The organism is Pseudomonas sp. TH34, from assembly GCF_016650865.1.
In the GTDB taxonomy this organism is placed as follows: Bacteria; Pseudomonadota; Gammaproteobacteria; order Pseudomonadales; family Pseudomonadaceae; genus Aquipseudomonas; species Aquipseudomonas yamanorum.
In genome coordinates this window covers 367,700-379,800 of the sequence record NZ_JAEKFB010000035.1, presented here as the reverse complement: position 1 = coordinate 379,800, position 12,101 = coordinate 367,700, and the positions used below count along the sequence as shown (strand labels likewise).

The 12,101-nt window shown below is 61.4% G+C and carries 8 protein-coding genes and 1 pseudogene; all 9 read left to right on the top strand.

Annotated features, from left to right (window positions below; all coding sequences use genetic code 11):
* Nucleotides 1-56 precede the first annotated feature (56 nt).
* Nucleotides 57-1,466 (top strand): amino acid permease, encoded by a 1,410-nt coding sequence (locus JFU58_RS30980; RefSeq protein ID WP_177025854.1) that lies wholly within the window; start codon nucleotides 57-59, stop codon nucleotides 1,464-1,466.
* 16 nt (nucleotides 1,467-1,482) lie between these two features.
* Nucleotides 1,483-2,688, top strand: a complete 1,206-nt coding sequence (hutI, locus tag JFU58_RS30975; RefSeq protein WP_063033489.1) for an imidazolonepropionase — start codon at nucleotides 1,483-1,485, stop codon at nucleotides 2,686-2,688.
* Nucleotides 2,689-2,699: 11 nt separating this feature from the next.
* Complete coding sequence (hutG, locus tag JFU58_RS30970) at nucleotides 2,700-3,500, top strand: N-formylglutamate deformylase (protein ID WP_201143044.1); 801 nt, start codon at nucleotides 2,700-2,702, stop codon at nucleotides 3,498-3,500.
* Nucleotides 3,501-3,759: 259 nt separating this feature from the next.
* The gene (locus JFU58_RS30965) at nucleotides 3,760-4,707 is read left to right on the top strand and encodes a choline ABC transporter substrate-binding protein (protein WP_201143043.1); all 948 of its coding nucleotides are present in this window, start codon (nucleotides 3,760-3,762) and stop codon (nucleotides 4,705-4,707) included.
* 172 nt (nucleotides 4,708-4,879) lie between these two features.
* Complete coding sequence (locus JFU58_RS30960; RefSeq protein ID WP_201143042.1) at nucleotides 4,880-5,815, top strand: alpha/beta hydrolase; 936 nt, start codon at nucleotides 4,880-4,882, stop codon at nucleotides 5,813-5,815.
* Nucleotides 5,816-5,918: 103 nt separating this feature from the next.
* Complete coding sequence (gene pip / locus JFU58_RS30955) at nucleotides 5,919-6,890, top strand: prolyl aminopeptidase (protein WP_093202662.1); 972 nt, start codon at nucleotides 5,919-5,921, stop codon at nucleotides 6,888-6,890.
* Complete coding sequence (gene dtd, locus JFU58_RS30950; protein ID WP_017478202.1) at nucleotides 6,887-7,324, top strand: D-aminoacyl-tRNA deacylase; 438 nt, start codon at nucleotides 6,887-6,889, stop codon at nucleotides 7,322-7,324. Before pip ends, dtd begins: the two co-directional genes overlap by 4 nt.
* Nucleotides 7,325-7,591: 267 nt before the next feature.
* Nucleotides 7,592-9,331 (top strand): glucan biosynthesis protein G, encoded by a 1,740-nt coding sequence (locus tag JFU58_RS30945; protein ID WP_063034081.1) that lies wholly within the window; start codon nucleotides 7,592-7,594, stop codon nucleotides 9,329-9,331.
* Nucleotides 9,324-11,914 (top strand): annotated as a pseudogene (gene mdoH, locus JFU58_RS30940) (glucans biosynthesis glucosyltransferase MdoH). Before JFU58_RS30945 ends, mdoH begins: the two are co-directional and overlap by 8 nt.
* Nucleotides 11,915-12,101 lie beyond the last annotated feature (187 nt).

The window sequence follows — 12,101 nt, the reverse complement described above, 5'->3', positions numbered from 1 at the left end:
ATTTGATCTTCTACAGATTCGAATTTTCTCAGGATAAAAATAATTAAGGACGAGAAATGCACCAGCAAGAAAAGACGCTAAAACGCGGGCTCTCCGCCCGACATATTCGCTTCATGGCGCTCGGTTCCGCCATCGGCACCGGGCTGTTCTACGGCTCCGCCTCGGCCATCCAGATGGCCGGCCCTGCCGTACTCCTGGCCTACCTGATCGGTGGCGCCGCCGTCTTCATGGTGATGCGCGCCCTCGGCGAAATGGCCGTGCACAACCCGGTGTCCGGCTCCTTCGGCCAGTACGCCAGCACCTACCTGGGCCCAATGGCCGGCTTTATCCTCGGCTGGACCTACGCCTTTGAAATGATCATCGTCTGCCTCGCCGACGTCACGGCCTTCGGCATCTACATGGGCTTCTGGTTTCCCGAAGTCGCGCGCTGGGTCTGGGTGCTCGGCATCGTGTTGCTGATCGGCGGCCTGAACCTGTGCAACGTCAAAGTCTTTGGCGAAATGGAGTTCTGGCTGTCACTGCTCAAGGTCGGCGCCATCGTCGCGATGATCCTCGGCGGCTTCGGCATCATGCTGTTCGGCATTCACTCGGCGGGCGAAGCGCCGGCTACCGGCCTCAGCAACCTGTGGGCCCACGGTGGCTTCATGCCTAACGGCGTGGGTGGCTTGATTGCGTCCTTCGCGGTGGTGATGTTTGCCTTTGGTGGCATCGAAATCATCGGCATCACCGCCGGCGAAGCCAAGGACCCGCAACGGGTGATCCCCAAGGCGATCAACGCGGTGCCGCTGCGCATCCTGCTGTTCTACGTGCTGACGTTGTTTGTGCTGATGGCGATCTACCCGTGGCCGCAGATCGGCAGCCAGGGCAGCCCGTTCGTGCAGATCTTCAGCAACCTGGGGATAGGCTCGGCGGCGACCATCCTCAACATCGTGGTGATTTCGGCCGCCGTCTCGGCCATCAACAGCGACATCTTCGGCGCCGGTCGCATGATGTATGGCCTGGCCCAGCAAGGACAGGCACCCAAAGGCTTTGCCCAACTGTCGAGCCAGGGCGTGCCATGGATGACCGTGGTGGTGATGGGCGCCGCGTTGCTCGGCGGTGTGGTGCTCAACTACCTGATCCCGGAAAACGTGTTCCTGGTGATCGCCTCGATTGCGACTTTCGCCACGGTATGGGTGTGGCTGATGATCCTGGTCACTCAGGTCGCCATGCGTCGCTCTATGACCAAGGAACAGATTGCCGAACTGAAATTCCCGGTGCCGTTCTGGCCCTACGCGCCAGCGGCCGCCATCGTGTTCATGCTGTTTATCTTCGGCGTGTTGGGTTACTTCCCGGACACCCAGGCTGCCCTTATGGTCGGTGCCGTATGGATCGTCTTGCTGATCGTTGCCTATCTGCTGTGGGTCAAACCCGCCGCCGGGCAAGCAGCCAAGGTTCATTACGACCCGGCTTTGTCTCATCGATAACCCAACGGAGGCGTTGATGAAAACGCTTTGGCAACACTGCCACGTCGCAACCATGGCCCAGGGCAAATACTCGATCATCGAGGATGCCGCCATCGTGACCTCGGGCACGCTCATCGAGTGGATCGGTCCGCGTGCCGAACTGCCGAAGGCGGACTACGCGACCACCCATGACCTGCAAGGGGCGTGGGTCACGCCGGGGCTGATCGACTGCCACACCCACACGGTGTTCGGCGGCAATCGCAGCGGCGAGTTCGAGCAGCGCCTGCAAGGCGTGAGCTACGCCGAAATCGCAGCGGCCGGTGGCGGTATTGCCAGCACCGTGCGCGCCACGCGTGCGGCGACCGAAGATGAACTGTTTGAAAGTAGCCGAAAGCGCCTGCGCAGTTTGCTGCGGGATGGCGTGACCACTGTGGAGATCAAGTCCGGCTACGGCCTGGACCTGGCCAGCGAGCGCAAGATTCTGCGGGTGATCCGCCGCCTCGGCGCCGAGCTGCCGGTGAGCGTACGCAGCACGTGCCTGGCAGCTCACGCGTTGCCGCCGGAGTACGTGGACCGTGCCGATGCTTACATCGAGCACATCTGCGCCGAGATGCTGCCGGCGCTGGCAGCGGAAGGCCTGGTGGATGCAGTCGACGCCTTCTGTGAATACCTGGCGTTCTCGCCGGAGCAGGTGGAGCGGGTCTTTATCGCTGCACACAAGCTTGGCTTGCCGGTGAAGCTGCACGCCGAGCAGTTGTCGTCCCTGCACGGCTCCAGCCTGGCGGCGCGTTATCAGGCGCTGTCGGCGGACCACCTGGAATTCATGACCGAGGAAGACGCCATCGCCATGGCCGCTTCCGGCACCGTCGCGGTGTTGCTGCCGGGGGCGTTCTATTTCCTGCGGGAAACCCAGTTGCCGCCGATGGACGCCCTGCGCAAGCACGGTGTAAAGATCGCCATCGCCAGCGATCTCAACCCGGGCACCTCGCCGGCGTTGTCGGTGCGCTTGATGCTGAACATGGCCTGCACGCTGTTTCGCATGACCCCGGAAGAAGCCCTGGCTGGCGCAACGCAACATGCGGCTACCGCCTTGGGTCTGGGGGACAGCCACGGTTCGCTGGAGGTGGGTAAGGTCGCGGATTTTGTCGCCTGGCAGATTGATCGTCCCGCTGACCTGGCCTACTGGCTGGGTGGCGAGCTGGATAAACGCGTCGTGCGCCACGGCGTCGATGTCACCGTTTAAGGAGTACTGCTGTGGATAAGGTTCTGAACTTCAAACAAGGCCGTGTGCCGCTGCTGATCAGCATGCCCCACGCGGGCCTGCGCCTGACGCCGGCGGTGCAAGCCGGGCTGATCCCCGAGGCGCAAAGCCTGCCGGACACCGACTGGCACATTCCCACGCTGTATGACTTCGCCGAAGAACTGGGCGCCAGCACCCTGGCGGCGGAGTATTCGCGCTTTGTCATCGACCTGAATCGGCCCTCCGACGACAAACCGCTGTACGTCGGCGCCACCACCGGCCTGTACCCGGCGACGCTGTTTGACGGTGTGCCATTGTTCCGAGAAGGCCTGGAACCGTCCAAGGCCGAGCGCGCCACGTACCTGGAGCAGGTGTGGACGCCGTATCACCGCACTCTGCAAAACGAACTGGCCCGGCTCAAGGCCGAGTTCGGTTATGCGCTGCTGTTTGATGCGCACTCGATCCGCTCGGTGATCCCGCACCTGTTCGAAGGCAAGCTGCCGGACTTCAACCTCGGCACCTTCAACGGCGCGGCCTGCGATCCGCAGCTGGCCAGCGAACTGGAAGCCATCTGTGCCGGTCACCCGCAGTACAGCCATGTGCTCAACGGGCGCTTCAAGGGCGGGCACATCACCCGTCACTACGGCAACCCGGCCGAGAACATCCACGCCGTGCAGCTGGAGTTGGGGCAGTGCACCTACATGGATGAGTTTGAGCCCTTCCGTTATCGCGCCGACCTGGCCGAGCCGACGCGGGTAGTGTTGAAGGAACTGCTCGAAGGGTTCCTGGCGTGGGGCAAGCGGCATTACTCCTGAGTGGCGTCGCTGCTGAGATAGCCTTCGCGAGCAAGCCCGCTCCTACATTCGACCGTGTTTCTTCAGGAGGAACACGGTCGAATGTAGGAGCGGGCTTGCTCGCGAAGAGGCCCTCAACAGCAACACACCTCCCAAGTCGTCTGTGTGCAAATCCCTGTCGCCACAGGTCGCTTTGATCGAGGTCTCGCTGGGTAAGGTGTTGAGCACGGCGCGTCAGACGCCACTCCCACAATAAAAACTGCCGAGTGAGACCGCATCGATGAAAAGACTGTTCAACCGTTGTCTGTTGATTCTCACCGGCATCGCACTTCTGAGCGCCAATGCGATGGCCGCCGACCCGGCCTCGTGCAAGGTCGTGCGCATGGGCGTGGTCAGCTGGACTGACGTGATCGCCACCAGCGGCATGGCCGATGTGCTGCTCAATAGCCTGGGCTATGACAGCAAGCAAACCAGTGCCGTGCAGCAAATCATCTTTGCCGGCATCCGCGACAAGCGCCTGGATATCTTCCTGGGCTACTGGAAACCGGCGATGGACAACAACATCGCGCCATTCCTCGCAGCCAAGCAGGTCAAGGTGTTCGACAAGCCGAGCCTGGCCGACGCCCAAGCGACTTTGGCGGTGCCGCAGTATGTTGCGGACGCAGGCCTGAAGACCTTTGCCGACATTGCCCGCTTCAAGGACAAACTGGGCGGCAAAATCTATGGCATCGAGCCGGGCAGCGGCGCCAATACCGATATCCAGAAAATGATCGACAGCAACCGCTTCGGCCTCGGCGGCTTCAAGTTGGTGGCCTCCGGCGAGGCGGGCATGCTGGCAGCCGTGCAGCGGGCGGTGAATCGCAAGGAGTTCGTGGTGTTTGTCGGTTGGACCCCGCACCCGATGAACATCAACATGAAAATGGCATACCTGACCGGCAGTGAGGATGTGTTCGGCGCCAACGAAGGCATGGCCACGGTCTCCACGGTGACGGCGCCGGATTACGCCGAGCGTTGCCCCAACGTGACCCGCCTGCTGGAAAACCTGACCTACACCGCGGCCCAGGAAAGCCAGTTGATGGTACCGATCATGGACCGCAAGACACCGCAGGATGTGGCCAAGCAATGGTTGCGGGACAACCCTGAGGATTTGCAGCGCTGGCTGGCGGGTGTGACGACCCTGGATGGCAAAGACGGCGTGGCGGCGGTGCAGGCCAGCCTCAAACCCTGATGCGAACACGATAGATCAAACAATAGAGCACCACTGTGGGAGCCGGGCTTGCCCGCGATAGCGGTGTATCAGACGACGATGGCGTTGGTTGATACACCGCTATCGCAGGCAAGCCAGCTCCCACATTTGTCTTGTGGTGTGCTTCAAGTTTTCAGCAGCAGGGCAATTTCTGATGTCCCATTACCCGATTTCCGCGCATATGTGCGCCTTCGTCGAAAAAACCGAATCCTTCACCAGCGACGACACATCGTTGGCCGGATTGCGCCGGAGCTATGACCGCATGTGCCAGGCGTTCACCCCGGCGCGGCCCGAAGGGTTACAGGTGTCAGACGTTTCCCTGAATGGCGTGGGCGTACGCATTTATCAACCGGCGACGCCAACCCCTGATGGCGGCTGGCCATGCATCCTTTATATGCACGGTGGCGGCTGGGTGGTGGGCGGGCTGGATTCCCACGACTTTATCTGCGGTGAGCTGGCCGACGCGCTGCAGGTGCTGGTCATCGCCATCGATTACCGCCTGGCACCCGAACACCCGTTTCCGGCGGCCTACGACGATTGCCGTGCGGTCTGGCAGGCGATTCTGGCGGGTCAAGCGCCTTGCCCCGTCAACCTGCAACGCGTGGTGGTGGCCGGTGACAGCGCCGGCGGGAACCTGGCGGCCGCCTTGTGCCTGGGCCTGCGGGATGACCATCAACCGCAGCCCTTGGCGCAAATCCTGATCTATCCGGGCTTGGGCGGCCCTGCTGACCTGCCCTCTCGCCGCGACTGCGTCGACGCGCCGTTGCTCAGTACCGCCGACACCGAGTGCTATCTCGCCCTTTACCTGCGTGGGCCGGGCAAGCCGTCGCCCTACGCCATGCCATTGCTGGCAATGGATTTCAGCGGGTTGCCACCGGCGCTGATCGCTGTCGCCCAGTTCGACCCGTTGCGGGACGACGGCATGCTCTACGCCGAACGCCTCCAGGCCGCCGGGGTGGCTGCCACGCTGTATCCCGGCAAAGGGCTGATCCACGGCTGTCTACGGGCCCGGGGTCAGGTGGCGGAGGTCGATAGGCTCTACGTTTATCTGCTGGATTATCTGCGTGGTGTTTTGCTGACACAGCTCTAAATCCGCAAGGGCATGCTCATTGCACAATTCGGGTTTATGATGCCAGACGGCAAAATAATAGACGTCCCCCCAGGGATGAACTCGACCCCTTACGGAGCGCGCAATGCAGACTTTGTACCCGCAGATCAAACCCTACGCCCGGCACGATCTGGCCGTCGATGAAACCCACGTCCTGTACGTCGACGAAAGCGGTTCCCCGGAAGGCTTGCCCGTTGTGTTCATCCATGGCGGGCCCGGCGCCGGGTGTGACGCCAACAGCCGCTGCTATTTCGATCCCAATCTGTACCGAATTGTTACTTTTGATCAGCGTGGCTGCGGGCGCTCCACCCCACGGGCCAGCCTGGAAAACAACACCACCTGGGACCTGGTGGCCGACCTTGAGCGGATCCGCGAACACCTGGGCATCGAGAAATGGGTGTTGTTCGGCGGTTCCTGGGGTTCGACCCTGGCCCTGGCCTACGCGCAAACCCACCCGGAGCGCGTGCATGGCTTGATCGTCCGGGGCATTTTCCTGGCTCGCCCCCAGGACATCCACTGGTTCTACCAGGCCGGTGCCAGCCGCCTGTTCCCGGATTACTGGCAGGACTACCTGGCGCCCATTCCGGCGGAGGAGCGTCACGACCTGCTCAGCGCCTACCACAAGCGCCTGACCGGCAACGACCAGATCGCCCAGATGCACGCAGCCAAGGCATGGTCCACGTGGGAAGGTCGCATGTTGGGCCTGTGCCCGAACCCGCAATTGATCGAGCGTTTCTCCGAGCCCCAGCGCGCCCTGTCGATTGCGCGTATCGAATGCCATTACTTCACCAACAATTCGTTCCTTGAGCCCGACCAGCTGATTCGCGACATGCACAAGATCGCCCATCTGCCTGGCGTAATCGTGCATGGCCGCTACGATATGATCTGCCCGCTGGATAACGCCTGGGAGCTGCATCAAGCCTGGCCCAACAGCGAACTGCAGATCATCCGCGAGGCCGGCCATGCGGCGTCCGAACCCGGAATCACCGATGCGTTGGTGCGTGCGGCGAGTGAAATGGCACGGCGCCTGCTTGATCTGCCGCCTGAAGAAGCATGAAGGGGCTTTTACAGCGGGTGCGCGGCGCCCGGGTCGAGGTAGAAGGGCAGGTGGTGGGTGCGATAGACCAGGGTTTGCTGGTGCTGGTGGCCGTCGAGCCTTCAGATACCCAGGCTTGCGCCGACAAGCTGCTGCATAAGCTGCTTAACTATCGGGTGTTCAGCGACGACGAGGGCAAGATGAACTTGTCCTTGAAAGACATTGGCGGCGGTTTGCTGCTGGTGTCGCAGTTCACCCTGGCGGCAGACACCAAGAGCGGCTTGCGTCCCAGCTTCTCCACGGCGGCACCGCCGGCGTTGGGCGAGGCCCTTTTCGACTACTTGTTGTTACAAGCGCAACAATTGCATGGCACGGTAGCGGCAGGGCGTTTTGGTGCGGATATGCAGGTGCATTTGGTCAATGACGGGCCGGTCACCTTCCTGTTACAGACGTGAATGTACTGAAAACGACTTGTAATGCCCAAAAAACCGGGTTTTCGCTACAAATACTTCGCTGACCCTGATGCGTTGTCACGCGGGCTACTAGATAATCGCGCGCTACGGGGATCAGCGTTAATTGGTCCATTTTTGACTTAGGTAGAGACTTGTCCGATCGCTAGTGGGGAATCATTTAGCCCCATGGGAGTCGGAACAATGCTCGCCAACCTGGCATATAGATAGCTGGCCGTTGGTTTTTTGATCTGTTTTCGGCGAGGGTTGCTCGTGATTGTTAGTCCCTGTAATGCACCAAAATTGTCTGCCAAACGGTTACGAAACGCACTGGTAACGGGCTCTGCCCTGTTTTGCCTGTTCGGCGCGGGTCAACTGTGGGCATTCAGTCTGGATGATGTGTCGGCCAAGGCAAAAGAGCTGGCCGGGCAGAAATACGAAGCTCCGCGCAGCAATTTGCCGAACGAATTCCGCGAAATGAAATTCGCTGATTACCAGAAAATTCGTTTCCGCAATGAAAAAGCCGAGTGGGCCGATCAGAACACCCCGTTCAAGCTGTCCTTCTATCACCAGGGCATGCACTTCGACACCCCGGTGAAAATCAACGAAGTCACCGCCGACAGCGTCCAGGAAATCAAGTACGACCCGTCTCGTTTCGATTTCGGCGACGTCAAGTTTGATCCCAAATCCACCGAGCAACTGGGTTATGCCGGTTTCCGTGTGCTGTACCCGATCAACAAGGGCGACAAGCAAGACGAAATCATGACCATGCTCGGCGCGAGCTATTTCCGCGTTGTGGGTAAAGACCAGGTCTACGGCCTGTCTGCCCGTGGCATGGCGATCGACACTGCCTTGCCTTCCGGCGAAGAATTCCCGCGTTTCACCGAATTCTGGATCGAGCGTCCAAAACCGGGTGAGAAGCAGCTGGTGATCTTCGCCCTGCTGGATTCGCCGCGGGCCACCGGCGCTTATCGCCTGACCCTGCGCCCTGGCACCGACACCATTGTCGACGTCAAATCCCAGATGTACCTGCGTGACAAGGTCACCAAGCTGGGCATCGCTCCGCTGACCAGCATGTTCCTGTTCGGCGCCAACCAGCCGTCCAAGGTCCTTAACTACCGTCGCGAGCTGCACGATTCCAGCGGCCTGTCGATCCATGCCGGCAACGGCGAGTGGATCTGGCGCCCACTGAACAACCCTAAACACCTGTCGGTCAGCAACTTCACCGTGGAAAACCCGCGCGGTTTCGGCCTGCTGCAACGCGGTCGCAACTTCAGCCACTACGAAGACCTCGACGACAACTACGACAAGCGCCCAAGCGCCTGGATCGAGCCTGAAGGCGACTGGGGCAAGGGCTCCGTCGACCTGGTCGAGATTCCGACCGCCGATGAAACCAACGACAACATCGTTGCGTTCTGGAGCCCGGAAACACTGCCGGAGCCAGGCAAACCGCTGGACGTTGCCTACCGTCTGCACTGGACATTGAAAGACGCCGAGTTCCATTCGCCAGAAAGCGCCTGGGTCAAGCAGACCCTGCGTTCCACCGGCGACGTCAAGCAATCCAACCTGATCCGTCAGCCAGACGGCAGCGTGGCTTACCTGGTGGACTTCGAGGGCCCGTCCCTGAAGAAACTGCCAGCTGACGCACCGGTTCGCAGCCAGGTCAGCGTGGGCGACAACGCCGAAATTGTTGAAAACAGCGTGCGCTACAATCCGCACACCCAAGGCTGGCGCCTGACCCTGCGCATGAAGATCAAGGACGCAGGCAAGCCGACTGAAATGCGTGCCGCCCTGGTCCAGGACATCGTTGCGCCTGAGCCGGAGAAGGTTTCGACCCAAGTGTTGAAAGCCGACAAGGTCCTGGCCAAGCAGCACGAAAAAGCAGCCAAGAAAGACGCCAAGGACAAGGACGCCAAGCAGCCGGAAGCGGCTGCCCCAGCCACACCGGAGCCGGCCAAGACAGAGCAAGTCCTGACCGAAACCTGGAGCTATCAGTTGCCTGCCGATGAGTAATTCTCAAGTCCAGCCAGAGACTCTTGCCGAGTACCTGGCGCATCTACCGATGACCGATGAGCAGCGCGCCGAACTGGCGGGCTGCGAGTCCTTCAGTGAATTGCACAAGCGCCTGTCATCGTCCACGTTCGACGCACCTGCCGACGCTGCCCAAGCGTCGGTCGGCGCGCGGCTGACCCTCAACACCGCCGAAGAGCTGCAAGACGCCGAAATGCTGGCGCTCGACGCCAGCGGCCGGGTCTGCCTCAAGGCCACGCCACCGATCCGTCGGACCAAGGTCGTGCCTGAACCGTGGCGTACCAATATCCTGGTGCGTGGCTGGCGCCGCCTGACCGGCCGCACCAATCCACCGGCACCGCCGAAGGATGAGCGCGTGTTGCCGGCTGCCCGCTGGCGCACCGTCGGTTCGATCCGTCGTTACATCCTGCTGGTGCTGATGCTCGGCCAGACGATCGTCGCCGGCTGGTACATGAAAGGCATCATGCCGTACCAGGGCTGGTCCTTCGTCGACTTCGACGAGATCCGCAACCAGACCCTGCTGCAAACTGCCACCCAGGTACTGCCTTACGCCCTGCAAACCAGCATCCTGGTGCTGTTCGGGATTCTGTTCTGCTGGGTCTCGGCGGGTTTCTGGACCGCGCTGATGGGCTTCCTGGAACTGCTGACCGGTCACGATAAATACCGTATCTCCGGTAAAAGTGCCGGTGACGAGCCGATTCCGAAAGACGCCCGCACCGCCCTGGTAATGCCGATCTGCAACGAAGACGTGCCTCGGGTATTTGCCGGCCTGCGCGCGACGTTCGAGTCGGTAGCCGCCACCGGTGACCTGGACCGTTTCGACTTCTTCGTCCTCAGCGACAGTAACGAGGCCGACATCTGCATCGCCGAGCAGCAAGCCTGGCTCGACGTGTGCCGCGAAGCCGGTGGCTTCGGCAAGATCTTCTATCGCCGCCGTCGCCGTCGCGTCAAACGCAAGAGCGGCAACCTCGACGACTTCTGCCGTCGCTGGGGCGGTGACTACAAGTACATGGTGGTGCTCGACGCCGACAGCGTGATGAGCGGCGACTGCCTGACCAGCCTGGTGCGCTTGATGGAAGCCACGCCGGATGCCGGGATTATCCAGACCGCGCCACGTGCGTCGGGCATGGACACCCTGTATGCGCGCATGCAGCAGTTCGCCACCCGTGTGTACGGCCCGCTGTTTACCGCCGGCCTGCACTTCTGGCAGTTGGGTGAATCCCACTACTGGGGCCACAACGCGATCATCCGCATGAAGCCGTTTATCGAGCACTGCGCCCTCGCGCCGTTGCCAGGTAAAGGCGCGTTTGCCGGTGCGATCCTCTCCCACGATTTCGTTGAAGCGGCGCTGATGCGCCGTGCCGGCTGGGGCGTGTGGATTGCCTACGACTTGCCGGGCAGCTACGAAGAACTGCCGCCGAACCTGCTGGACGAACTCAAGCGCGACCGTCGCTGGTGCCACGGTAACTTGATGAACTTCCGCCTGTTCCTGGTAAAAGGCATGCACCCGGTGCACCGTGCGGTGTTCCTGACCGGCGTGATGTCGTACCTCTCGGCGCCGTTGTGGTTCTTCTTCCTGGTGCTGTCGACGGCCTTGCTGGCGGTCAACACGCTGATGGAGCCGCAGTACTTCATGGCGCCACGCCAGTTGTACCCGCTGTGGCCTCAATGGCATCCGGACAAGGCGGTGGCGTTGTTCTCCACCACCATCGTGCTGCTGTTCCTGCCCAAGTTGCTGAGTATCATCCTGATCTGGGCCAAGGGCGCGAAAGAGTTCGGCGGCAAGTTCAAGGTGACCTTGTCGATGCTGCTGGAGATGCTGTTCTCCATGTTGCTGGCGCCGGTGCGGATGATCTTCCACACCCGTTTCGTACTCGCCGCGTTCCTCGGCTGGGCTGCGACCTGGAACTCGCCGCAGCGTGACGACGATTCCACGCCATGGAGCGAGGCGGTCAAGCGCCACGGTCCACAGACTCTGCTCGGTTTCTTCTGGGCATTGCTGGTGGTGTGGTTGAACCCAAGCTTCCTGTGGTGGCTGGTGCCAATCGTCGGTTCGCTGATGCTGTCGATTCCGGTGTCGGTGATTTCCAGCCGGGTCAAGCTGGGCCTCAAGTCTCGCGACGAGAGCCTGTTTTTGATCCCTGAGGAATACAACCCGCCCCAGGCGCTGTTGTCGACCGACAAGTACACCCACGAAAACCGTTGGCATGCGCTCAATGACGGTTTTGTGCGGGCGGTGGTCGATCCACAGCAGAACGCCCTGGCGTGCGCCTTGGCGACTTCCCGTCACGGGCAGGCGGAGCCGATCGAATGGCTGCGCGTTGACCGTGTTCGCCACGCGTTGAAAGTCGGCCCGGCCGGCCTCAACAACGGCGAGCGCCTGGCTCTGCTCAGCGACCCGGTCGCCCTGGCACGCTTGCACGAGCAGGTCTGGAACGACGGCCACGCTGAATGGCTCAACGCCTGGCGCGAATCGGTCAAGGCCGATCCCCATGCGCCGTTGCTGCCATTGAAACCGCTGTCGTCCCAGGCTCAACCGGCCTGATTCAGACGCCCCCGAGGTAACACCTCGGGGGCGTTTGTTGTCACCGTCCTACGCTGTTTTTCCCTTCTGCTTCATTCTGCTAACTCCTTGTTATTTCGAAACAAAAGACCCTGCTCCGAGGCGTATTGCCTTGCCTGCGAGTGGGTTAGCATCGCCCCCAAAATCTGACTCGAAGCCCTTGGCCTACGCGAACTTACGCGTGGCTGG